This is a genomic window from Sphingomonas leidyi (assembly GCF_011761945.1).
GTDB classification, from domain to species: Bacteria; Pseudomonadota; Alphaproteobacteria; order Sphingomonadales; family Sphingomonadaceae; genus Sphingomonas; species Sphingomonas leidyi.
Genome location: NZ_JAASQV010000002.1, coordinates 563,350 through 586,794, shown reverse-complemented (window position 1 = coordinate 586,794; position 23,445 = coordinate 563,350). Strand labels below are relative to the sequence as shown.

Genomic DNA, 23,445 nt, shown 5'->3' with positions numbered 1-23,445 from the left:
TTCAGCCGTTTTGGACCAGGCACGGCACATACAGGAGTAAGCCGATGTTGAACCGGATCATGATCGCAGGCGCCCTCGCCGCCATCCCGATGCTGCTGCCCGCTGCCGCGCATGCCCAGAATGCGCCGCAGAACGGCGTGCTGGTGATCTATGGCAAGGACAAGTGCCCGACCAATTCGAACGGCGAGGAGATCGTGGTCTGCAAGCGCCTCGACGAGCGCGAGCGCTATCGCATCCCCTCGAACCTGCGCGAGGAAGCCGGTCCGCCGCAAAAGACCGAGAGCTGGGCGGTGCGTTCGCAGGACGCGCTCACTTCGGGCAATTTCGGCACCGGCAGCTGCTCGACCACCGGCGCCGGCGGCGGCACCGGCTGCTTCGTCCGGCAGGCGACCATCGCCCGCGCCGATGCCCGGGCCCGCAAGAAGGCCGAAGAGAATCTGCCGCTGCCTTGAGGCAGGCCGCTAGGCCCGCTCGCGCGGGGGGGCGAGTCCGGCGGGGAGCAAGCCCCGATCGGCCAGCGCCCCACCCATTCCGGCGGCTGGCGGAGCACGCAATCGGCGATGATCCACAGCATCACCATGGCGCGTGCGGCAGCGGCGCAGGCGATGTCGATGGTGCTCGCCGCCGGCCAGGCGCCATCCATCCCGGCGAAGAACCAGAATTCGGCGAAATAGGCGAAGATCCCGGTCACCGCGAACAGCGCGACTGGCCATAGGCGCGGCGCGGTCATCACCAGCATCGGCCATAGCCACAAGTCGAACTGGGGCGAATAGACCTTGTTGGTCAGCATGAACCAGGCGAGCAGCGGCGTGGACAGCAGCCATAGCCGCGCATGGTGGCGCCGCCAGCCCAGGCCGATAATGGCTGCGCCGCCGATCGCAAAGGCGAGCGCGGCGCAAAGATTCTTGCCCGCTATGTCGAGCTGCAGGATGCCGAGATTGCCCAGCACGTCCCAGGTCCCGGCCATCGTGCCGCCGCGCGCTTGCGAGAAACGGTAGAATTCGCTCCAGTTCGCCGGCGCGAGCAAGGCGATCGGCAGGTTCACCGCCAGCCAGGCGCCGATCGCGGCGAGCTTCACCCAGCCGGTGCGCACGACGCGGTGGAGCCAGCCGCGGCCCCGCTCGAAGAATGCCGAGAGGACGAACAGGGGCAGCATCACGATCGGGAACAGCTTGGCGGCCACGCCCAGCCCCGCCGCGGCGCCCGCGCCGATCAGCCGGTTCTCGCGCGCCAGCAGCATCGCCCACACCGCCAGCGTGACGGCAATCATGTCCCAGTTATGCCCGACATAGAGGATCAGCGGCGGCGCGGCCGCCCACCACCAGAGCCGCCGTCGGTCCATCCCGGCGCGGCGGAACATCCAGAGGATCAGGAAGGCGAGGGCGATGTTCCCTGCCGTCACCACGCCGAGGAACTTGGCGTCGTTGGCGTGGCGCCCGAAGATCAGATGCGTCGCGGCGCCCTCGATCCAGATCGCCGCCCCGGTCAGCACCGGATATTCGATCGGGGTCTGGAGATAGGGGATCTTGCCCTTGTCCACGCCGCGCGCCGTCCAGAAGGGCACCGCATCGCTGTAGCAGCCGGTGAGATACTGTTCCGAATCGGTCCAGCCACCCGGCATGCAATGCTGCTTGAAGCCGAAGCCGAGCAGGCAGGTGATCGCCAGCGCGATCAGCAGCGCGCGAAAATGCCGGTCGATCCTCAATCGCATCGCTGTCCCCTTCAATCCTTCCCCGCCGGGTCGGGGAGGGGCCGATCTCCTCCCACAACCTGCTGGACACCGCAATATCTGGAACATAAAGCGAACATATGTCGCAGCTCGATCTCCGCGCGAAGCTCGCCATCCTGGCGGATGCCGCCAAATACGACGCCAGCTGCGCCTCCTCGGGCACGACCCGGCGCAATTCGGCGGGCGGCAAGGGGCTCGGCTCGACCGAGGGCATGGGCATCTGCCATGCCTATGCGCCGGACGGGCGCTGCATCTCGCTGCTCAAGATCCTGCTGACCAACAGCTGCATCTTCGACTGCCATTATTGCATCAATCGCAAGAGTTCGAACGTCCGCCGCGCGCGCTTCACGCCCGAGGAAGTCGTCGACCTCACGCTCGGCTTCTACCGGCGCAACTATATCGAGGGGCTGTTCCTCTCCTCGGGCATCATCCGTTCGAGCGACTATACGATGGAGCAGATCGTCCGCGTCGCGCGGCTCCTGCGCGAGGTCCACGACTTTCGCGGCTATATCCATCTGAAGGCGATTCCCGATGCCGATCCCGAGCTGGTGCGCCAGGCCGGGCTGCATGCCGATCGCGTCTCGATCAATGTCGAGCTGCCGACCGTGGCGGGGCTGGCCCGGCTGGCGCCCGAGAAGTCGGCACCCCGCATCGAAGACGCGATGCGGGACGTCCGCGCCGCGATCGACGATGGCGCCGATGCGGGCAGGCGCTACAGGGCCGCGCCGAAATTCGCGCCCGCCGGCCAGTCGACCCAGATGATCGTCGGCGCCGATGCCGCCACCGATGGGGACATCATCGCGCGCGCCGCCGGGCTCTATGACCGGTTCCGGCTGCGCCGCGTCTATTATTCGGCGTTCAGCCCGATTCCCGATGCCAGCGCCATATTGCCGCTCCGTCACCCGCCGCTGATGCGTGAGCACCGGCTCTACCAGTCCGACTGGCTGATGCGATTCTACGGCTATGCGCCGCGCGAAGTGGCCGAGGCGGCCGATCCCGTCACCGGCATGCTCCCGCTCGACATCGATCCCAAGCTCGCCTGGGCCTTGCGGTTCCGCGCGCATTTCCCCGTCGACGTCAACCGCGCGCCCCGCGAGGCGCTGCTCCGCGTGCCGGGGCTCGGCGTCAAGGCGATCGACGCGATCCTCGCCGCGCGCCGCTGGCGCCGGCTGCGCCTGGCCGATATCGCCCGGCTGACGGCGTCGATCGCCAGGGTCCGCCCCTTCCTGATCGCCGAGGACTGGCGCCCGGTCGCGCTGGCCGATCGGGCCGACCTGCATGCGCTGGTCGCGCCGAAGCGGGAACAGCTCGAACTGTTCGCGGCATGAGCGGGCTGCCGGCCTGGCGGTGCGCGCGAAGGGCCTAGTCGGCGATCGGCACGAACAACCCGCGCTTGCCCACGCCCAGCGCGACATTGGTGGTGAAGCGGCGTACGTTCGGATTGTCCGCCATCAGCCGGCTCATCAGCGCGTCATAGGCGCCGACATCGGGCGCGACGACGACCAGCACGAAATCGGCGGTGCCGGTGACGTAATAGACCTGCTGGATCTGCTCCTCCGCGCCGAGCCATTGGCGCAGCCGGGCGATCAGTTCGGGCCGTTCGCGCTCGATCTCGAGTGCCGCCAGGAAGAAATTGGGCTTTCCCGCCTTGAGCGGATCGATCACGGCGATCTCGCTCAGGATCACGCCCGTCTCGCGCAGCCGCTTGAGGCGCCGCTGCACCGCCGATGCCGAAAGCCCGACCTGCCCGGCCAGCGCATCGGCGGTCTGCGCCGCGTCGCGCTGGACCAGGGCGAGGAGCCTGCGGTCGAAGCGGTCGAGATCGGATTGGGCCATTCGCCGCACCCTAGCGCGCAAATGCGCCGAAATCTGCCGATCTGACTCCCTTCTTCGCGGAAAAGCCGCGCGGGCGCGCCCCTATCTCCCGGTGCGAAGGAGAGTTCCATGATCGACCATATCGAGATCCGCACCACCCGCCTGGCCGAGAGCCTGGCCTTTTATGCCGACGCCCTGGCGCCGCTCGGCTATACCCAGAAGGTCGACGGCCCGGCCAAGGGCTTCGGCAACGAGACCGTGCTCGACCTGTTCCTGGTCGAGGGCGAAGCGGCGTCGGATCTCCACTTCGCCTTCACGGCTCCCGATCGCGCCACGGTCGACCGAATCTATGCCGCCGGCCGAGACGCCGGCCATGTCCTCGACCGCGCGCCCGCGCTCGCCCCGCATATCCATCCCAACTATTATGCCGGATATCTTCGCGACCCCGACGGGCGATTGATCGAGTTCGTCTGCCACGGCCCTAACTGACAGGCCTGTCAATTTCTCCCGATCGGCGTATCATCTTCAAAAATACGCAAGAGGGAGAGAGGGATGCTTCGATTCTGCGCGCTCGCCGCGGTGCTGCTCGCCGCCACTCCGGCCCTGGCCCGCGATATCGTCGTCGAGGCCGGGCCCAATGCCCAGGAGCGGCTCCAGTCCGCGCTGCTCGACGCCAGGCCGGGCGACACCGTCCGCATCGGCGCGGGCCGCTTCGAGCTGACCGACGGGCTCAGCCTCGACGTCAACGGCGTCACGGTGCGCGGCGCCGGCACCGAGCGGACGGTGCTCAGCTTCAAGGGCCAGCTGGGCGCGGGCGAGGGGCTGCTCGTCACGTCGGACGATGTGGTGCTGCGCGACTTCGCGGTGGAGGATTCGAAGGGCGACGGCATCAAGTCCAAGGGGGCCGACCGGATCGTCTACAAGAATGTCCGCGTCGAATGGACCGGCGGGCCCAAGGCGACCAACGGCGCCTATGGCGTCTATCCGGTCGAGAGCGAGGACGTGCTGATCGACGGCGTCACCGTGAAGGGCGCTTCGGACGCGGGCATCTATGTCGGCCAGTCCAACCGGATCGTCGTGCGCAATTCCACGGCGATGTACAATGTTGCCGGGATCGAGATCGAGAATAGCGGCCTTGCCGAAGTCACCGGCAATCTCGCCGCGCACAATACCGGCGGTATCCTGGTGTTCGACCTGCCGGCGCTGCCGAAGCGCGGGGCGGGCTATGTCCTGGTCAAGGGCAACAGGGTGGTCGACAACGATACGCCCAATTTCGCTCCCCCGGGGAATACCGTCGCCACTGTCCCCACCGGCACCGGCGTGCTGGTCATGGCCGAGAACGACGTCAGCGTCACCGGCAATGAGCTCAGCGGCAACGGCACCGCCAACATCATGGTCGTCGCCTATCGCCAGCCCTTCGAGGACAAGGGCTATGATCCCTATCCCCGCAACATCCGCCTCGCCGGCAACAAGCATGGCCGCACGGGCTTTGCGCCGGCCATGCCCGGCGGCAAGGAGCTTGCCGCGGCCCTGGGCGGCACGCTTCCGCCGGTCTTCTGGGACGGCACCGGCGGCGACAAGGTGCGCCTTGTCGGCGATGACGGGCCGGTGCTGGCCCTCGGCCTCGCGCTCGGCGCCGGTATCGAGACCGCCAAGCCGCAGCTGATCAAGCTCGACAACGCGGCCCCGTCGCCCTGGCGGACGTTCAAGCTGCCGGCCGCGATGGAGGCGGCCGCCAAATGAAGGCGCTGCTCGGCGCGGTTGCCCTGTTCGCCGCCGCGCTGATCGGCCGGCCGGGCGGCGTGAACGATGCGGCGATCACCGGCGAGGGCTATCCCGCGCGTCTTTCCGAATTCGGCTTCTTCACCGATCTCGCGGCGCGCATGCCTGCCCAGGGCCTGTTCCGCTACGACCTCGATACTCCGCTCTTCTCGGACTATGCGGCCAAGGAGCGCTATATCTACCTGCCCGCCGGCGCCCGGGCGAAATATGATCCCGACGGGCCGCTCGACCTCCCCGTCGGCGCGGCGCTGGTCAAGACCTTCGGCTATCCGGTGGACGGCCGGTTCAAGCCGCTGGAGACCCGCGTGCTGCTCCACCGGGCCGGCGGCTGGGTGCCGATTCCCTATGTCTGGAACGCCGAGGGCAGCGATGCCGATATCCGGCGCGCCGGCACGCGCATCCCCGTCGCCTTCGTCGATCCCTCCGGCGAGCGGCACGCCATCTCCTATGCCGTGCCCAACCAGAACCAGTGCAAGGATTGCCACGGCCTTGCCGGCCGGGTCACGCCGATCGGCATCAAGGCGCACTATCTCAACCATGGCGGGCAGCTCGAGAAGATGCTGGCCGCCGGCATGCTCGACCGGCTTCCGCCCGACGCGCCCCGCGTCGCCCGCTGGGACGACCAGGCCGCGCCGCTCGATGCGCGCGCCCGCGCCTGGCTCGAGATCAACTGTGCGCATTGCCACAATCCGCGGGGCGCCGCCTCCAATTCGGGCCTGTTCCTCGACCTCGCCCGCACCGATCCCGAGCAGCGCGGGCTGTTCAAGCGCCCCACTGCCGCCGGCCGCGGGGCAGGCACGCGCGACTTCGACATCGTTCCCGGTGTGCCCGACGCTTCGATCCTGCTCTACCGGATGGAATCGACCGATCCCGGCATCGCCATGCCCGAGCTCGGCCGGGCTACCGTCCACAAGGAAGGCGTCGCGCTGGTCCGCCAGTGGATCGAATCGATGCCGAAATCCGCGCCGGGGCGTTAGAACCCTCCAACCGGAGGGCAAAGTGCGCGTCGTTACCCTGGCAGGCGAAGACGATTTCGAAGGCTGGCGCGATGCCGCGCGCGGGCTTGCCCGGGCCGGCGTCCCCGCATCGGAAATCCTCTGGCAGATCGGCAAGGCCCCGACGGACCTGTTCGCCGGCGAAACCGCGCTGCCGCCGGCCGCGCCCGGCGCCCTCAAGGTCCCGCGCGCGTTCGTCGATCTCGCCCGATCGGCGATCCTGCACCGCGACCGCGAGCGCTTCGCCCTGCTCTATGCGCTGCTCGCCGGCGATCCCCGCCGCATCGCCGACCCGGCCGATCCGCGCGTCCGCCGGATCGAGGCGATGGCGCGCGAAGTCCGCCGCGACATCCACAAGATGCGCGCCTTTGTCCGCTTCCGCGAAGTGGGAGAGGCCCTGCCTTTCCCCGGCACCGGCGAACCAAACACCCGCTATGTCGCCTGGTTCGAGCCGGCCCATCACATCGTCCGCGCCAATGCCCGCTTCTTCGTCGAGCGCTTCGCGAACATGCGCTGGTCTATCCTCACGCCCGCACTCTCGCTCCATTGGGACGGCGAGACGCTCCGCGAAGGCCCCGGCGCCGCCAGGGCGGACGCCCCCGGGGAAGATCCGGTCGAGGATATCTGGAAGACCTATTACGCCGCGATCTTCAATCCGGCCCGGCTCAAGACCGGTGCGATGCTCCGGGAAATGCCGCGCAGATACTGGAGAAACATGCCCGAAACCGCGTTGGTACGGGAGCTGGTCGCAACCGCGCGCCAGCGGGAGACGGCGATGGTGGCGACGGCACGTGCCGGGCCGGGCGGCAATGCCGAGGCGGTATGGCGGGCGCTGCGCGACGAGGCCGCGCACTGCACCCGCTGCGACCTGCACCGGCATGCCACGCGGACCGTGTTCGGCGAAGGCCCGGCCGATGCCCGGATGATGCTCGTCGGGGAACAGCCCGGCGATCAGGAGGATCTGGCCGGCCGCCCGTTCGTCGGCCCTGCCGGGGCCGTGCTCGATCGCGCCATGGCTGCGGCCGGGATCGATCGCGACACGGTGTACCTCACCAATGCGGTCAAGCACTTCAAGTTCGAGCGTCGCGGCAAGCGCCGTATCCATGCCAGGCCCGATGCCGGCGAGATCCAGGCCTGTCGCTGGTGGTACGAGCAGGAACGATCGCTGGTGAAGCCCGAGATGACCGTCGCGCTGGGTGCGACCGCCGCTCGCCAGCTGCTCGGCAAGGCAGGGACGGTAGCGGCGATGCGCGGCCGGCCGATCGCGCTGCCCGAAGGCGGGCTAGGCTGGGTGACGATCCACCCCAGCTATCTCCTCCGCCTGCCCGACCGGGCAAGGGCGGAGGACGAATTCGCGGCGTTCGTGGAGGATCTGGCGGAGGCCGCGAAGCTGCTGGCCTGATCCGGGCCTCCCCCCGCAAGCTGCGGGGGGAATTCTCGGAAGCCGCGCGTTGTCATGGCCTGAAGGAGAAAGCACATGCGCACCCTATGCATGGCCGGCGCGTTGGCGCTGGCCGCGATGGCCCTGGCCGGTTGCCACGGGGATGGCCGCCCGGGCTATGATGGCGACCATCATCACAGGGATCATCCGCATCGAGGCGACCACGATCGCGATCGTTCCTGATCGGATCCCAAGCCGCTGAACCCCCGGCGCCGCTGCGCGTCATGCGGCGGGGCTTGCTCCCTGCATCGTCGTGCAGTATTGTTCGTTCGAACGAACAGAGTGTGCGATGACCAGCCAGACGCTGATCGAAACGGCGATCGACCAGTTCGGCCGCCACGGCTTCGAAGGTGCGAGCACGCGGGAGATCGCGCGCGCCTCGGGCACGGCGATGTCCTCGATCACCTATCATTTCGGCGGCAAGCAGGGGCTGTACCTGGCCGCCGCCGATCACATCGCCGCCTGCGTCCGCGAGATCCAGGGCCCCGCGCTCGAAGTCGCCCGCGAAACCGCGCGCGCCGGCACGCGCGAACAGGCGACCGAGGCGCTGCTCGCCTTGCTCGACGGCTTCGCGCTGATGATGATCCGCCCCGAATCCGAAGCCTGGTCGCTGTTCATCACGCGCGAGCAACAGGCCCCTACCGAGGCATTCGACCGGATCTATACCGGCGTGATGCAGGAGGTCGTCGGGGTCTTCGTCGCGCTCCTTGCCCGTATCCGTACCGATCTTGGCGAGCGCGAGGTGCTGGCCATGGGGATCATGCTGTTCGGCCAGACGCTGGTGCTGCGCGTCTGCCGTGCCGCCGTCACCCGCATCCTCTCGGTCGAGACGATCGACGAGCGCACCCGGACGCTCCTTCGCGCGCGGCTGCGCGCCAATGCCCTCTGCATCCTGTCGGAGAATGCCGCATGAACCGCCGCCGCATCGCGATCCTCGTCGTCATCGTCGTGCTGGTGATCGCCGCGATCGCCACCGGCGGCTTCGGCCTGTTCAAGGCGCGGGACGACGGCGCGCTCAGGCTGAACGGCAATGTCGACATTCGCGAAGTCGATCTCGGCTTCCGGGTGAGCGGCCGCATCGCCGCGATCGGAGTGGAGGAAGGCGCGCATGTGAAGCAGGGCCAGCTGCTCGCCACGCTCGATGCCGCCACGCTCGACAGCCGTATCGCCCAGGCGGACGCGCAGGTGTCGCAGGCCGAGGCGCAGCTCGCCAAGCTCCGCAACGGCAATCGCGCGCAGGACATCGCCCAGGCCCGCGCCCGTGTCGATGCCGCCGCCGCGGTCGCCCGGGATGCCGAGCGCGACTATGCCCGGCGCCAGCCGCTGGTCGAACCCGGCGCGATCAGCCGGGACGTGTGGGAGCAGACGGTGGCGACGCGCGACAAGACGCGCGCCGATCTCGCCCAGGCCCGCCAGGCGCTCTCGCTGATGAACGCCGGGAGCCGCAAGGAAGACGTCGCCGCGGCGGCCGCCGACGTCCGTTCCGCCCTTGCCGCGCGCCAGGGCGCTGCCACCGATCTCGGCGATGCCCGGCTGCTCGCCTCGACGGATGGCACGGTCGTGACGCGTGCGCGCGAGCCGGGTGCGATCGTCCAGCCCGGCGAGACGGTGCTGACGCTGGCGATCCTGCGGCCGCTGCGCGTGCGCGCCTATGTCGCGGAGAGCGATCTCAGCCGGATCGGCCCGGGGATGAAGGTGACGGTCACCGCCGACGGCAACCCGAAAGACTATCACGGCACGATCGGCTACATCTCGCCGCGCGCCGAGTTCACGCCGAAGACGGTCGAGACCGAGAATCTGCGCACCGATCTCGTCTATCAGCTGCGCATCATCGTCGACGATCCGGACGATGCGCTGCGCCAGGGCCAGCCGGTCAGCGTTTCGGTCCCGGGCGCACGTCCGAAGCACAAGGATTGAGGGGGGTGGCGGTCCTTCCTCGAATCCTCCCCCGGAGGGGGAAGGGAACCGCCGGCGCAGCCGGTGGTGGAGGGGGCGTGCCGCAAGCGACATCGCCGAAGGATCGGGCGGGCGCCCGATGACCGAACCCCTCGCCCGCACCGCCGACCTGGTGAAATGCTTCGGCGACAATCGCGCGCTCGACGGCGTCGCGATGGCGATCGCGCCGGGGCGGATCACCGGGCTGGTCGGGCCGGACGGGGCGGGCAAGACCAGTTTGATCCGCATCCTCGCCGGGCTGATGGCGCCAAGTTCGGGGACCGTGGAGATGCTCGGCGGCAAGCCCGGGGAAAGGCTCGACGATCTCGGCTACATGCCCCAGCGCTTCGGACTCTACGAAGACCTGTCGGTCATCGAGAACCTCAGGCTCTACGCCGAAGTGCGCGGCCTGCCGCGCGACGCGCAGCAGGCGAGCTTCGATCGGCTGCTGGCGTTCACCGATCTGGCCCGCTTCCAGGACCGGCTGGCGGGCAAGCTCTCGGGCGGCATGAAGCAGAAGCTGGGCCTTGCCTGCGCGCTGGTGAAGACGCCCAGGGTGCTGCTGCTCGACGAGCCCGGCGTCGGTGTCGACCCGATCAGCCGCCGCGAACTCTGGAGCATGGTGGGGGATCTGACCGGGCAGGGCATCGGCGTGCTCTGGTCGACCGCCTATCTTGACGAGGCGGAGAAGTGCGACACCGTCTATCTGCTCAACGAGGGGCAGTTGCTGTTCGACGGGCCGCCGGCGGAGCTGACCGGCCGGGTCAAGGACCGAGTGATCCGCGTGACGGGTTTCAAGGAGCGCCGCCGGGCCTTCCTCACCCAGGCGCTCGACCGCGACGATGTGATCGACGGCACGATCCAGGGCCGCTCGGTGCGCCTGCTGCTCCGCGACGGCAGGCCGGTGCCCGATGCCGGCGCCTTCGCGGCCGGCCCGGGCACCGAAGTCCACGCGGCCGCTCCGCGCTTCGAGGACGGGTTCATCGAGCGGCTGGGCGGCGGCCCCAAGGGCACCTCCGCACTGGCGGAACGCTATCGCACCATCCCCGAAACCGATGTCGATGCGATCGAGGCGAATGGCCTCACCAAGGTCTTCGGCGAGTTCACCGCAGCCAGGGACATGAACTTCCGCATCCCGAGAGGCCAGATATTCGGGCTTCTCGGCCCGAACGGAGCGGGCAAGTCGACGACCTTCAAGATGCTCTGCGGGCTGCTTTCGCCGACATCGGGGACCGGCGCGGTCGCGGGCAGGTCGCTGCGCCACAGCCGCGCCGATGCCCGTGCCCAGCTGGGCTATATGGCCCAGAAATTCTCCCTCTACGGCGATCTCTCGGTTCGCCAGAATCTCGACTTCTTCGCAGGGGCCTATGACCTGCCGCGCGACAAGGCGCGCCGCGCGATCGCGGCGATGATCGAGATCTTCGAGCTGCAGGACAAGCTCGACGTCAACGCCGGCACGCTGCCCCTGGGCTTCAAGCAGCGCCTCGCCTTGGCCTGCGCGGTGATGCACGAGCCGCCGGTGCTGTTCCTCGACGAACCGACTTCGGGCGTCGATCCGGTCACGCGCCGCGAATTCTGGATGCACATCAACGGGCTGGTCGAGAAGGGCGTGACCGTGCTGGTCACCACCCACTTCATGGACGAAGCCGAATATTGCGACCGCGCGACGCTGATCTACCGCGCCGAACAGATCGCCACCGGCACGCCCGACGAGCTGAAGGCCGAGGCCGCCCGTCGCACCGGGGCGGAGGACCCGACGATGGAGGACGCCTTCATCGCCCTGATCGAGGCGTTCGACCGCAAGCGGGAGGAGAAGGAAGCCGCATGAGTTTCCGCTTCGACCTCAGGCGCCTGGCGGCGCTGGTCCGCAAGGAGGGCGCGCAGATCCTGCGCGATCCCTCGACCTTCCTCATCGCCTTCGTGCTGCCGATGATCCTGCTCTTCCTGTTCGGCTATGCGGTCTCGCTCGACAGCACGTGCACCCGGGTGGGGCTGGTGATCCAGGACGGCAGCGCTCCTGCCCTGCGCCTTGCCCAGGCCTATCGCAGCTCGCGCTATTTCCAGGTGACCGAGGCGCGCAGCGTGGCCGAGGTGCGCGACAAGCTGATCGACGGCGAGCTGCGCGCGCTGATCGTCATCCCGCAGGATTTCGGCCAGGGCGTGAAGCGCGGCAAGGTGCCGCCGATCCAGATCGTCACCGACGGCTCCCAGCCCAATACCGCCAATTTCGCCGCGGCCTATGGCGAGGGTGTCCGCGCGACCTGGGCCGCCGCCGAGGGGCTGGAGCGCGACCCCGGCGCCCGCGAAGCGCCGGTCACCATCTCGGCGCGCTACTGGTACAACCCCGAGCTCAAGAGCAAGTTCTTCCTCGTCCCCGGATCGATCGCCAATGTGATGACGATGGTCGGCACCCTGCTCACCGCGCTCGTCGTCGCGCGCGAATGGGAGCGGGGGACGATGGAAGCGATGATGGCCACGCCGATCTCGATGGCGGAGTTCATCGCCAGCAAGGTCATCCCCTATTTCTTCCTGGCCCAGGCCTCGATGACGCTCTGCGCGGTGATCGGGATTTGGATATTCGGCGTGCCGTTCCGGGGCTCGATCTTCGCGCTCTACGCCATCTCCTCGGCCTTTCTGATGCCGGCGCTGGGCCTGGGCCTGTTCATCTCGGCCGCGACCAAGAACCAGTTCGTGGCGAGCCAGGTGGCGTTGCTTTCCGCCTTCCTGCCCACCTTCCTGCTCTCGGGCTTCATCTTCGAGATCGGCTCGATGCCCTGGCCGATCCAGGCGCTGACCTATATCGTCCCCGCGCGCTACCTGATCCCCAGCCTCGAGACGGTGTTCCTTGCCGGCGACCAATGGGGGCTGATCCTCCCCAATATCGGCATCATGCTCGTCTTCGGCATGGTCTTCTTCACATTGTCCTTTCGCGTCACGCGCCGGAGCCTCGACTGATGCGGCGCTTGCTGGCCATGATCGTCAAGGAGATGTGGGCGGTGCTGCGCGATCCGCAGGCGCGGCTGGTGCTGTTCGTGCCGCCGCTGATGCAGCTCTTCATCTTCACCTATGCGACCACGCTCGACGTGAAGAATGTCGATATCGGCATCCTCGACCGCAGTTCGGGCGCGCATTCGGTCGAGCTGGTCCAGCGCATCGCCGGCAGCCCCAATTTCCGCCGGATCGAGCGGCTGGCGACCCCGGCCGTGCTCAAGTCGGCGATCGACAACCAGAAGGTGATCGCCGCCCTGGTGATCGACGAGGATTTCGACCGCAAGCTGGCGCGCGGCGAGAGCGCCACCATCGGCCTGGTGCTCGACGGCCGCCGCTCCAACGCGGCGCAGATCGTGGCCGGCTATGTCACCAACATCGCCGGCACCATGGGCGCCGAACTCGCGCCCGCGCAGGTCCGCGGCGCGGCGGGCGGCAGCGTGGTGACCAACTGGTACAATCCGGCGCTCGACTATATCTGGTTCACGCTGCCTTCGCTGGTCGCGATCATCACGTCGGTGGCGGGCCTCGCCATCACTTCGCAATCGGTGGCGCGCGAGCGCGAGCTGGGGACGTTCGACCAGTTGATGGTCTCGCCGCTGCGCGTCCATGAGATATTGATCGGCAAGATGGTGCCGCCCTTCGTGATCGGCATGATCAACGGCAGCGTCTATCTGGTGGTGGCGCCGCTGGTCTTCGGTGTGCCCTTCACCGGATCGCTGCTGCTCTTCTGGCTGTCGCTCGGCATGTATCTGCTCGCGCTGATCGGCATGGGCATGCTCGTCTCCGCGGCTTCGCAGACGCAGCAGCAGGCCTTTCTCGGCGTGTTCCTCGTCACCACGCCGCTGATCCTGCTTTCGGGCTATGCCAGCCCGATCGACAACATGCCCGACTGGCTGCAGACCATCACCTATCTCGATCCTGCCCGCTATTTCCTCGTCATCGTCCAGGGGCTGTTCCTCAAGGCGATGCCGGCGGCGGCCGTGTTCCATCAGCTCTGGCCGCTCGCGCTGATCGCCTGCGTCACGCTCTCCGCCTCGGCCTGGCTCTTCCGCGCGCGCATGGAGTGATCCCGATGATCCGCTCGCTTCCCCTGTTCCTGCCGCCCCTGCTGCTGGCTTCGGCCTGCACGGTCGGGCCGGACTATCATGCGCCCGAGACCAGGGCGGCGCCCGAATGGCTGGAGGCCGGCGCGCCGGGCCAGGTCGATCTGACATGGTGGGACCGGTTCGGCGATCCGCAGCTCTCCGCGCTGGTGCGGCGGGCGGTGGCCTCCAGCCCCGATCTCAAGGAAGCGCAGGGCCGGCTCGCCGAGGCGCGGGCCAATCGCGAGGCGATCGCGGGCGGGCGGCTGCCCAGCGTGACCGCCACCGGCTCCGGAACCGAGAATGTGCTGAGCAACAACGGCCAGCTGCCGATCGGGAGCATCCCCTTTCCCGGCTTCTCGCGCGACTTCCCGCTCTTCGACCTGGGCTTCGACGCGAGCTGGGAAATCGATCTCTGGGGGCGCCGCACCCGCCAGATGCAGGGCGCGGCGGCACGCGAGCAGAGCGCGGAATTCGCCCGGCGCGACGTGATGCTGACGCTGATCGCCGAAGTGGTGCGCAGCTATATGGACCTGCGCGCCGCCCAGGCCGATACCGCCACCGCCGAGCAGCAGGCGCTTTCCAATGCCGAGCTGGCCCGCCTTACCCGCCTGCGCTTCGATGCGGGCGAGGCGTCGCGCCTCGATCTCGATCGTGCCGACGCCGCCGCCAGGGCAAGCGCGGCGGCGGTGCCCAATGCCAGGGCGCAGGCCGGGGCCGCGGCCTATCGCATCGCCACGCTCGCGGGCGTGGCGCCCGAACAGCTGGTGCCCGAGCTGCAGGCGCCGGTCGCGCTGCCGGCGAGCCCCGACGCGATCCTGGTCGGGCTCCGCTCGGAACTGCTCGAGCGCCGCCCCGATGTGCGCCGCGCCGAGCGCGACCTGGCCGCGGCCACGGCCGATATCGGCGTCGCGACCGCCGATCTCTTCCCGCGCTTCAGCCTGCTCGGCAGCATCGGCCAGCAGGCGCGCAAGCCCGGCGATCTCTTCTCCGGCGATTCCACGCGCCTCCAGATCGGGCCCAGCTTCTCCTGGCCGATCTTCCAGGGCGGCACGATCCGCGCCCAGATCCGTGCCGCCGATGCGCGCGCCGATCAGGCGGCGGCCCGCTATGAGAAGGCAGTGCTTGGTGCGCTTTCGGACAGCGAGGCTGCGATCAACCGCTTCCTCAACGCCCGTACCGCCGCGGACGAGGCCGCCGCATCGCTCGAGCGCGAGCAGGGTGCCTTCGCGCTTGCCCGGAAGCGCGCGGACCGCGGCGAGGACGATCGCCTGACGTTCGAGCGCGCGCGCCAGTCCCTCCTCTCCGCGCAGCAGCGCGACCAGCAGGCGCGCGCGGCCAAGGCGCAGGCGGCGACTGCGCTCTACAAGGCACTGGGCGGGGGCTGGAGCTGAGCGCAGCCGCGGCCGGCCCGAATCGCTAGGCGGCCGGCACGCGGATCTCGAAGCGGGTCCCGCGCTCCGCCGCCGCCAGCGCGATCGTGCCGCCATGCGAGGCGAGCAGCGAACGGGCGATCGGCAGGCCCAGCCCGGTGCCGCCGGCGGCGCGGCGGCTGGTGAAGAAGGGCTCGAAGATGCGGGCGCGATCGGCGTCCGGGATGCCGGGGCCGTTGTCGGCGACGGCCAGCAGGATCTCGCTTCCCGTTTCCGTTGCAGCGATCCGCACGCGATCGGCACCGGCCTGGCGGCTGTTTTCGACCAGGCTGCCGACGATCGCTTCCAGCATCGGCCCGGGCAAGGCGGCGCCGGGCAGCGCGTCGGGCAGGTCGATCGTGACGACCAGCCCGCGATCCGCCCAGGCATCGGCGATCCGGTGCAGCGCCAGCGCAATGTCGGCCGAGGCGCCGGTCTCGGCTTCGGCCATGTCGGCGCGGGCCAGTTCGAGCAGCCGGGTGACGAGCTGGGCGAGCCGGTCGGCATCGGCGCCGGCATTGGCGAGGAAGCGGCGGCGGTCGGTCTCGTTCATTTCCGCATGGTGATCCTCGAGGATCTCGATCACGCCGCGGATGCCGGCCAGGGGCGTCTTGAACTCGTGGCTCACCGCATGGGCGAAGTCGCGCAGATAGCGGGAGCGCCGGTCGATCGCGCCGGCCATGGTGGCGAAGTCGGCATATAGCGCCTGGATCTCGATCGCGGCAGTGCGCGGCACGTCGGGCACGATGCCGCCGCCGCGCGCCACGTCGCGAGTCGCCTGGCTCAGCATCTCGATCGGCCGGGCGATGCCGCGCGAGAGCAGGCCGCTCAGCACGACGAGCGTGGCGAAGATCGCGCCGATGCCGAACAATATCTTGCCGCGATCCTCATAGAGCCCGCGGAACAGCGCGCGCGGCGAGCGCGAGAGCAGCAGCACCGCGACGACCTTGCCGTTCACCAGCACCGGGCGGGCATGATGGATGCGCAGGCCCGATGCGCGGCTCAGCCATTCAAAGGCATATTCGGGATGATAGTCGCCGCGGCGGCGCAGCACGGTCTCGGGCCGTCCGCCGGCCGCCGCCGCGAGTTCGGCCAGGCCGGCCAGGCTCTTGCCGGTGTTCCTGCCGATCAGGATGCGGCCGTCGGGGGCGAGCAGGAGGATCGAGGCGAGCGTCGCGTCTCCGGTGGCGTTGACCAGCGGAGCGAGCCGGCCGGCGGCAGCCAGGGCATCGGGGGCCGCGCTTCCCGGCAGCGCGACCGGCTCCGGGCGCTCCGGCAGCGGCCTGGTGCCGAGGTCGATGGTAGAGAGCGGCCCGCCCGCGATCCCGCTCGAGGTGCGGTGCGGCTCGCGCACCAGCTCGGGCCCGACCGAGCTCGGCCATTCGGCGCTGGCGACGGCGGCGAGCGCGGTGCCCTGGGCGATCAGCTCCGCCTCGGTCTGGCGCACCAACGTATTCTCATAGACGCGCAGGAACAGGGCGCCGATGCCGGGCAGGGCGGCGACGAACATCAAGGTGGCGAGCAGGATCGTGCGCAGCCGCAGCCGCGGCCAGTGGCGCCGCACCGGCGCCTTGAGCGCTTCGATCAGGCTCCGGAACACGGGCCGATGCGATATCCGATGCCGGGCCGCGTCTCGATCAGGTCCTGCGCGCCGGCCTGGGCGAACTTCGCGCGCAAGTTGCGGACATGGCTGTCGATCGTCCGGTCGGTGAGCGCGAAGCCCGGGCCGCGCAGCCGATCGATCAGCGCGTCGCGGCTGAACACCTTGGAGGGCATGGCCGCCAGCGTGCGCAATATGCCGAACTCGGTGACGGTGAGCGGCACGGGGGCGCCCGCCCAGCTGGCGTCCCAACTCTCGGGGTCGAGCGCGAGCCGGCCGTGACGGATCGCTCCGGCGGCACGATCGACGGCGGGCGGGTGCGCGGCGGTGCGGCGGAGCACCGCCATCACCCGGGCCACCACTTCGCGCGGCGAGAAGGGCTTGGTGACATAGTCGTCGGCGCCCAGCTCGATGCCGAGGATCCGGTCGATCTCGTCGTCGCGCGAGGAGAGGAACAGGATGGGCAGGCCGCCCTCTGCGCGCAGTCTGCGGCAGACTTCCAGCCCGTCCATGCGCGGCATGTTGATGTCCAGCACGATCAGGTCGGGCTGGCGGCTCTCCGCGATCCGCAGCGTTTCCTCGCCATCCGCCGCCTCGATCGTCTCCAGCCCCGCCTTGGCGAGCGCGAAGACGAGCAATTGCCGGATGTGCGGATCGTCATCGGCGACGAGGATGGTGCGGGGCATGGGGCATTGGATCATCGCGAGGGTGCTCCGGTCAACGGCGGAGTGGCGTTGGCGACGGCATTGGCGATGGCGTCGCCGGTCGGCGCGGTGGCCGGGCCTGCCATGGGAGCGGGCTGCTCGACGGCGATGGGCCGGATCGTCCCGCCGCAATCCCGTTCCGTGCCTGGCGACGCCGGAGCCGCGATGGGCGGATTGGGCCCGAGCAGGCGCCGCGCCGTCTCCAGCCGATATCGTCCGCGCCAGGTCCAGCTCCGCCAGCCGGCTTGGCGCCGCGCGAGGTCGGCCATGACCAGTCCGCGGACATGGCGCACCCGGTCGCGGAACGCGGGCGGCAGCGGCCGGCGCTCGAGCGCGACCAGGGCGAGGAGCGAGGAGGGGCCGGTTTGCGCGAGATAGCAGAGGTCCAGCTCCACTCCGCGCCCGCCCGTTTCGCGGGCATGGCGCACATTCCAGGCGGCGGCGCTCGCCTCGAGGTCGACGATGCTTGTCGCGCTCAGCACCAGGGCCGCCATCAGCGCATTGGCGTTGATCAGCCAGGCGGCGCTCCTGCCCCGGAGCATCCGCCAGCAGATCAATGCGAGCCCGATCGCCACCAGCCCCATCCAGGCGAGCGCGGCGATGCGGAAGCCGGTGAGCGAATAGGCGGCGACATAGTCGAGCGTGCGCAGGATCGAGGACGCGACGAGGAACAGGTTCTGCGCCACCCACAGCACCACCAGCCGGCGGATCGCCGGATTGGCGGCGCTGGCCGAGCCGGGCTTCAGCGCCGCCAGCACGAACAGCCCGGCAAGCAGGGCGGTGGCGATCAGCGGATAGGCGCCGCGATGGGCATAGTCGGCAAGCGTCACCCCCCCGGGCAGGGGCGCGCCGCTCCACAGAAAGGCGAGGTCGAGCCCGTTCTGGATCGCGAACACCAGGTTGAACAGCAGGAGCGAAAGCAGCAGCGAGGGGGCCGGGATGCCGGGCCGGGCGATCTCCGGGCGCGGCAGGAGGGCCGCGGCGCGCGTGGCCCAGCGGGTGGGGCGCAGGCTCGGCCAGACCAGCGCCAGCAGCATGGCCCAGAACAGCAGCTCGGCGAAACCGGGCAGGCGGACCCGGGTGAACGCCTGGGCGATGATCGGGTTGGCGCTGGCGAACAGCGCGACGAACAGCGCGGTCATCGCCAGCGGCAGGGCGAGCAGGCCGGCGAGCCCCGCCGGGCTATGCCCGGCGCGGCGCTGAGGCAGGCGGGCGAGGCGGATCAGGTCGAGCACGGGGGCGAGCGGCCCGCTCAGCCCGTGCGCGGCCAGGCGCAGGCTCCAGCGCCAGGCATCGTCGAACCTGCCGATGCGCGGCATCAGCGCGGCGATCGAAAGCGCGCTCCAGAACAGCGCCCATCCAAGGCCGCCGGGATCCTGCGCCAGTACGATCGCGAACCCCGCCGCGATCGCCAGCGCCACCAGGCTCGGCCGCCGCCGAAGCGCCGGGCGGGTGGCGAGCAGCGCGCCGATCCAGGCAAGGGCGAAGCCGCCGATCCACGATCCCGCCGCGCCGTCGAAGAACAGCCGGTCCATCGCGGCGATGATCGCGATCGCGGCGGCGATCTTGCACAGGAAGGTGAAGCGTGCGGTGCGGGCCATGCGGGTCTCCCAGGTTCGGGAGCGTCGATGCGCCCGCACCGTCCAGCCGGAGCACAGCGGGCCAAGGAGAGGTTGTGCAGGATCGATGCAGGGCGATAGAGGCGCCCGGACCATGACTGCGCTTCCCGCCCTCGGCTTCGATTTCGGCACCACCAATTCCGTCGCGGCGCTGGCGGGCGATGGGGGGTCGGAGCTGGTGCGGCTGGCAGGGCCCGAACGCGGCGATCCCGTCTTCCGCTCGGCGCTCTGCTTCTGGCAGGACGAGGCGGAGCGCGGCGGGCTGGGCGTCGCGGCCGGCCCCTGGGCGATCGCCGAATATCTCGACTTTCCCGAGGGCAGCCGCTTCCTCCAGTCGTTCAAGTCGGTCGCGGCGAGCGCGAGCTTCGAGCATGCCATCGTCTTCGAACGGCGGCTGCGCTTCGAGGAGCTGGGCCGCACTTTCCTGGCGCTGATGGCGGCGCGGGCCGAGGGGGCGCTGGCCGGCGGCGCGCGGCGCGTGGTGGTCGGCCGCCCCGTCGAATATGCCGGCAGCCGGCCGGACCCGGCGCTCGCCCGGCAGCGCTACGACGCGATGTTCGCCGGGTTCGGTGCCGAGGTCTATTATGTCTATGAACCGCTGGGCGCGGCGTTCAGCTATGCGACGCGGATCGCCGAGCCGGCGACTGTGCTGGTGGCGGATTTCGGCGGCGGCACCAGCGATTTCTCGGTGGTGCGGATCGAGGCGCCGGGAGCGGTGCGGCGCTGCTCCCCGCTCGCCCATGCCGGCGTCGGCATCGCCGGCGACCGGTTCGACCAGCGCATCGTCGAGCATCTGATCCTGCCGCTGCTCGGCAAGGGCGGAAGCTATCGCTCGTTCGACAAGGTGCTGGACATTCCGGCGGGCTGGTTCGCCGATTTCTCGGACTGGTCGCGCCTGGCGCTGATGCGCAACCGCAAGACGCTCGCCGAGCTGGAGAAGCTCCGGCGCGCGGCGCTCGATCCGCAGGCGATCGGGCGGATGATCGCGGTGATCGAGGGCGAGCTGGGCTATCAGCTCTATCATGCGGTCGGCGCGCTCAAGCGGGCGCTCTCCGCCGAGGAAGCCGCGCATTTCCATTTCGAGGGCGGCGACCTGGCGATCGAAGCCGATGTCACCCGTGGCGAATTCGAAGCGTGGATCGCACCCGACATGGCCCGGATCGAGGCGGCGGTGGATCGGGCGCTGGCGCTTGCCGGCATGGATGCCCAGGCGATCGACCGCGTGTTCCTGACGGGCGGCACGTCGCTCACGCCCCGCGTCCGCCGGCTGTTCGAGGCGCGTTTCGGCGGGGAAAGGATCGCGGCCGGCGGCGAGCTCACGTCGATCGCGCATGGGCTCGCGCTGATCGGCTGTCAGGAGGACGTATCCGCCTGGGCGGCTTGAGGCGCGGCCGGTCAGCGGCTTGCGGAATGCCTTATTCGCCCGTGCGAGCGGGCGCCCTTCGACCGGCGGGGAATGTTATGCGCGCCTGCCCGCCCGGAAATAGGCGGTGGGCGGTCCCCGGGATAGGCTGTAGATCGGCAACCGGCCTGCTCATGCCGTTGCGACGATCGGTTGCAAGGTGCCGAGCCATGCGACGAGCGCCAGCACGGTCGCCGCGCAGGCGGCCTCCAGGGCCAGGCTGATCCGCAGCGCGACGACGGCGCCGCGATGGTCGTCCGCCTCGATGCGGGCGCGCAGCGCCGGCGCGAGCCGATATCGGTTCGCCGCCGCCAAGCCGAGCATCGCCGCGAACAGCGCCAGCTTGAAGAGAAGCAACTGCCCGTAGAGCGTGCCGGGCAGCGCCGCCATGTTGGAGGGGCCGACGAGCAGCAGCATGTTCACCAGTCCGCTGGCGACGATGGCCGCCACCACCAGGGTGCCGATATGGGAGAAGCCGTCCAGCGCACGGTGGGTGGCGCGGAGATGGTCGGCATCCATGCGCGCTGCCGGCCGCGCCACCAGCAGCAGCAGATAGAGGAGCGCGCCGACCCAGGCACCGGCGGCAACGAGGTGGGCGATGTCGGCGCCCAGGTGGAGCCAGCCGATCCCGCCCTCGTCCATGGCGCCGTGCCCCGACCAGGCCAGGGTGCCGAGCGCGGTGCCGCCGCCGGTGGATGCCGCCGCGAGTGCGGCGCCGGGCCTTCCCGCGGCCAGGAACGCCGAAAGGACGAGGAGCACCAGCCCGGCGATGCGCGCCGCCCAGGCCTTGCCCAACGGCATGTCGGTCAGGATCGTCGATATCGTCCCGGCATCCACTTGCCCGACCGGCATGCCTGCCATGGCCGCCGCGGTCACCACCAGGCCGAATGCCGACAATCCGATTCCGACGAGCCCGGTCGCGATCATGATGCCGCGCAGGGGCAGCGCCGCGCGCGCGCCGGCGACGCACAACGCGAAGAAGGGCACGCCGAACGCCGCCGCCAGGTCGAGATAGAGCGCGAGCCTGATGGCGACGCCGAGCGCGTCCATGCTCACTTCACCTTGAACGTGTAGCTGCCCTGCACCCGGTGCGTGTCGTTGGAGACGGCATGCCAGTCGAGCTTGTAGGCGCCGCGGGGCAATGGCTTCGCCAGGGACACGATCATGGTCTTGCCGTCCGGCGAGAGGGCGGTGGTGAGCTGCATCTTCATTGGCGCGGACATCTTCATGCCGGGCATGTCCGTCATCACCAGGTCGACGCCCGAGAACTTGTCGACGAGCGCTTCCGAGAAGACCAGCTGCAGCCTGGCCGGCGCGGCGGCGATCGAATCGGGCGCGGGGGTGGCGGACATCAGCTTCGGATGGGCCAGCGCGGGCGTCGCCATCACGAACGCGGCGGCAGTGAGGATTCCAAGGCGCATTGTCGAAACTCCATGAGCCGGCCAGCTGCCGGCACGATCGATACGCGGGGCGGGGATCGATCCCTCATCCCGGGGCGTCCCATGTCGTGGCCGCCGGTCGCGCGTCGCCCCTGTGCCGGCACCGGCAACGGCTCTAGAATGGGCGAGGGCGCATGCGCTCGGCTGCGTATTGGAACGAAGGGAAGTGGAGCGGACAATGGAAACCGAGATCGACGCAGCGCTGCGCAGGCTGGCGGCCACGGATCATCCCGGGCTCGACGGGATGGAGGATGCAGTGCTGGCGGGCCTGAGGGCAAGGCGCGAAGCGCGTACGGGGATCCGCATGGCCGCAATCGCCGGCATCGGTGCCGTTGCGCTGGGCGCGGCGGCTGCCGGGCCCGGCACGTCGCCCGCTTCCGCGGCGGCGCCCTTTGGCGGGGCCGCTTCGCTGGCGCCGTCGACGCTGCTCCTGGCCGAGCGATGAGGCAGGCCAGGCTTGCGGCCATCGTCGCCGCCATCGCGTTTCTGGCTGCCGTCGCCGGGGTCTGGGTGGGCCGTGCGCTGATCCCGGTACAGGGGCATCAGGGCTCGGAACTCCATGCGGTGCTGCACCACCAGCTGAAGCTGGACGACGGGCAGAAGGCGCGGATCGAAGCGCTCGAACAGAGTTTCGCGGTCCGCCGCCAGGCGCTGGAGCTCGAAATGAAATCGGACAATGCCCGGCTGGCCGAAGCGATCGAAGCCGAGCATGGCATCGGCCCGCGCGTGACCGCGGCCGTCGATGCCTCGCATCGCGCGATGGGTGAGCTGCAGAAGGAAACGCTGGCGCACATCTTCGCCATGCGGGAAATCCTGCGGCCCGACCAGCAGGCCGTGTTCGATCGCGCAGTGGTTCATGCGCTCACCGCCGACGCGCGGTGAGGTCCGACTATGGTTCCCTGTCCGATGGCGACCTCGCCACGCTGGCCGTGGCGGGAACCGACGCTGCCTATGCAGAGATCGTGCGCCGCCATCGCAGCCCCGTCTATCGGCTGATCCTCGGCAATGTCTCCGATGCCGACGAGGCGCTGGACCTGACCCAGGAGACATTCCTCTCGGCGCATCGGGCACTGCGCCGCTACGATCCGGCGCGGCCGATGCGCAGCTGGCTGGCGGCTATCGCCCTCAACAAATGTCGCGACTGGGGACGACGCCGGACCGTCCGCCGGTTCTTCACCTTCGCCCGCGATGTCGACGACATGGCCATGGCGGTGCCGGACGATCGGCCCGATCAGGAAAGGATGGCGGGCGACCGCCAGGCGCTCGCGCGCCTTCGCCGCGCGATCGCCGATCTTCCCGCGTCGCTCCGCGAGCCGCTTGTCCTGCACGCGATCGAGGGCATGAGCCAGGCCGAAACCGCTTCGGTGCTGCAGACCACCGTAAAGGCGGTCGAGATGCGCCTCCGCCGTGCCCGCATCAGGCTGGGCGAAGCGCTGGGGCGTTGATCCGGCGGATCCGTGAGGGGTGGCCGCCGCTGCCGCGTATCGGATGGAAAGCAC

The 23,445-nt window shown here is 69.7% G+C and carries 23 protein-coding genes; 16 read left to right on the top strand and 7 right to left on the bottom strand.

The window, feature by feature from the left end; all coding sequences use genetic code 11:
* Positions 1-226 precede the first annotated feature (226 nt).
* On the bottom strand, positions 227-1,711 hold the full coding sequence (locus FHR20_RS12525; RefSeq protein WP_243857303.1) for a hypothetical protein: 1,485 nt from the start codon (positions 1,709-1,711) through the stop codon (positions 227-229).
* Between the two features lie 98 nt (positions 1,712-1,809).
* Between FHR20_RS12525 and FHR20_RS12520 the strand changes: the two genes are divergently transcribed.
* Positions 1,810-3,057, top strand: coding sequence for a putative DNA modification/repair radical SAM protein (locus tag FHR20_RS12520; RefSeq protein WP_167299951.1), 1,248 nt, complete (start codon positions 1,810-1,812; stop codon positions 3,055-3,057).
* A gap of 34 nt (positions 3,058-3,091) precedes the next feature.
* On the opposite strand, the gene FHR20_RS12515 is transcribed toward FHR20_RS12520, so the two are convergent.
* Positions 3,092-3,565 (bottom strand): Lrp/AsnC family transcriptional regulator, encoded by a 474-nt coding sequence (locus FHR20_RS12515; protein ID WP_167299950.1) that lies wholly within the window; start codon positions 3,563-3,565, stop codon positions 3,092-3,094.
* 108 nt (positions 3,566-3,673) lie between these two features.
* On the opposite strand from FHR20_RS12515, the gene FHR20_RS12510 reads away from it, so the two are divergent.
* From FHR20_RS12510 to FHR20_RS12465, 11 genes are all read left to right on the top strand, one after another.
* Complete coding sequence (locus FHR20_RS12510) at positions 3,674-4,033, top strand: VOC family protein (RefSeq protein WP_167299949.1); 360 nt, start codon at positions 3,674-3,676, stop codon at positions 4,031-4,033.
* 63 nt (positions 4,034-4,096) lie between these two features.
* Positions 4,097-5,287 (top strand): parallel beta-helix domain-containing protein, encoded by a 1,191-nt coding sequence (locus FHR20_RS12505; RefSeq protein WP_167299948.1) that lies wholly within the window; start codon positions 4,097-4,099, stop codon positions 5,285-5,287.
* The gene (locus FHR20_RS12500) at positions 5,284-6,303 is read left to right on the top strand and encodes an SO2930 family diheme c-type cytochrome (protein WP_167299947.1); all 1,020 of its coding nucleotides are present in this window, start codon (positions 5,284-5,286) and stop codon (positions 6,301-6,303) included. Before FHR20_RS12505 ends, FHR20_RS12500 begins: the two co-directional genes overlap by 4 nt.
* A gap of 22 nt (positions 6,304-6,325) precedes the next feature.
* Positions 6,326-7,723, top strand: a complete 1,398-nt coding sequence (locus tag FHR20_RS12495) for a UdgX family uracil-DNA binding protein (RefSeq protein WP_167299946.1) — start codon at positions 6,326-6,328, stop codon at positions 7,721-7,723.
* Positions 7,724-7,798: 75 nt separating this feature from the next.
* On the top strand, positions 7,799-7,945 hold the full coding sequence (locus tag FHR20_RS22700) for a hypothetical protein (RefSeq protein ID WP_208413574.1): 147 nt from the start codon (positions 7,799-7,801) through the stop codon (positions 7,943-7,945).
* A gap of 106 nt (positions 7,946-8,051) precedes the next feature.
* Complete coding sequence (locus FHR20_RS12490) at positions 8,052-8,675, top strand: CerR family C-terminal domain-containing protein (RefSeq protein WP_167299945.1); 624 nt, start codon at positions 8,052-8,054, stop codon at positions 8,673-8,675.
* Positions 8,672-9,679, top strand: coding sequence for an HlyD family secretion protein (locus tag FHR20_RS12485; RefSeq protein WP_167299944.1), 1,008 nt, complete (start codon positions 8,672-8,674; stop codon positions 9,677-9,679). The genes FHR20_RS12490 and FHR20_RS12485 overlap by 4 nt, the downstream gene beginning before the upstream one ends.
* Before the next feature lie 118 nt (positions 9,680-9,797).
* The gene (locus tag FHR20_RS12480) at positions 9,798-11,525 is read left to right on the top strand and encodes an ATP-binding cassette domain-containing protein (RefSeq protein ID WP_167299943.1); all 1,728 of its coding nucleotides are present in this window, start codon (positions 9,798-9,800) and stop codon (positions 11,523-11,525) included.
* On the top strand, positions 11,522-12,652 hold the full coding sequence (locus FHR20_RS12475) for an ABC transporter permease (RefSeq protein ID WP_167299942.1): 1,131 nt from the start codon (positions 11,522-11,524) through the stop codon (positions 12,650-12,652). The genes FHR20_RS12480 and FHR20_RS12475 overlap by 4 nt, the downstream gene beginning before the upstream one ends.
* Positions 12,652-13,755, top strand: a complete 1,104-nt coding sequence (locus FHR20_RS12470; RefSeq protein WP_167299941.1) for an ABC transporter permease — start codon at positions 12,652-12,654, stop codon at positions 13,753-13,755. Before FHR20_RS12475 ends, FHR20_RS12470 begins: the two co-directional genes overlap by 1 nt.
* Before the next feature lie 5 nt (positions 13,756-13,760).
* Entirely contained in the window at positions 13,761-15,164 is a 1,404-nt protein-coding gene (locus FHR20_RS12465) for an efflux transporter outer membrane subunit (protein ID WP_167299940.1), read from the top strand.
* 25 nt (positions 15,165-15,189) lie between these two features.
* Here FHR20_RS12465 and FHR20_RS12460 read toward each other — a convergent pair whose 3' ends face one another.
* The 3 genes from FHR20_RS12460 to FHR20_RS12450 are packed head-to-tail and all read right to left on the bottom strand — an operon-like array spanning position 15,190 to position 19,087.
* Positions 15,190-16,782, bottom strand: a complete 1,593-nt coding sequence (locus tag FHR20_RS12460; protein ID WP_341786441.1) for a sensor histidine kinase — start codon at positions 16,780-16,782, stop codon at positions 15,190-15,192.
* Positions 16,767-17,468: a response regulator transcription factor gene (locus FHR20_RS12455; RefSeq protein ID WP_167299939.1), complete on the bottom strand. Its 702-nt coding sequence runs from the start codon at positions 17,466-17,468 to the stop codon at positions 16,767-16,769. The genes FHR20_RS12460 and FHR20_RS12455 overlap by 16 nt, the downstream gene beginning before the upstream one ends.
* A gap of 11 nt (positions 17,469-17,479) precedes the next feature.
* Entirely contained in the window at positions 17,480-19,087 is a 1,608-nt protein-coding gene (locus FHR20_RS12450) for a DUF4153 domain-containing protein (protein ID WP_167299938.1), read from the bottom strand.
* Positions 19,088-19,199: 112 nt separating this feature from the next.
* Here FHR20_RS12450 and FHR20_RS12445 point away from each other — a divergent pair, with 112 nt between their 5' ends.
* On the top strand, positions 19,200-20,489 hold the full coding sequence (locus FHR20_RS12445) for an Hsp70 family protein (protein ID WP_167299937.1): 1,290 nt from the start codon (positions 19,200-19,202) through the stop codon (positions 20,487-20,489).
* 150 nt (positions 20,490-20,639) lie between these two features.
* Here the strand turns inward: FHR20_RS12445 and copD are convergent, their stop codons facing one another.
* Together copD and copC are read right to left on the bottom strand one after the other, a co-directional pair.
* The gene (gene copD / locus FHR20_RS12440; protein WP_167299936.1) at positions 20,640-21,557 is read right to left on the bottom strand and encodes a copper homeostasis membrane protein CopD; all 918 of its coding nucleotides are present in this window, start codon (positions 21,555-21,557) and stop codon (positions 20,640-20,642) included.
* A 2-nt stretch (positions 21,558-21,559) separates the two neighbouring features.
* The gene (copC, locus tag FHR20_RS12435; RefSeq protein ID WP_167299935.1) at positions 21,560-21,928 is read right to left on the bottom strand and encodes a copper homeostasis periplasmic binding protein CopC; all 369 of its coding nucleotides are present in this window, start codon (positions 21,926-21,928) and stop codon (positions 21,560-21,562) included.
* Positions 21,929-22,124: 196 nt separating this feature from the next.
* Here copC and FHR20_RS12430 point away from each other — a divergent pair, with 196 nt between their 5' ends.
* The 3 genes from FHR20_RS12430 to FHR20_RS12420 are packed head-to-tail and all read left to right on the top strand — an operon-like array spanning position 22,125 to position 23,391.
* Positions 22,125-22,391, top strand: coding sequence for a hypothetical protein (locus FHR20_RS12430; RefSeq protein WP_167299934.1), 267 nt, complete (start codon positions 22,125-22,127; stop codon positions 22,389-22,391).
* A complete protein-coding gene (locus FHR20_RS12425; protein ID WP_167299933.1) occupies positions 22,388-22,828 on the top strand; it encodes a periplasmic heavy metal sensor in 441 nt (146 codons plus the stop codon). Before FHR20_RS12430 ends, FHR20_RS12425 begins: the two co-directional genes overlap by 4 nt.
* Positions 22,825-23,391, top strand: coding sequence for a sigma-70 family RNA polymerase sigma factor (locus FHR20_RS12420; protein ID WP_167299932.1), 567 nt, complete (start codon positions 22,825-22,827; stop codon positions 23,389-23,391). Before FHR20_RS12425 ends, FHR20_RS12420 begins: the two co-directional genes overlap by 4 nt.
* Positions 23,392-23,445 lie beyond the last annotated feature (54 nt).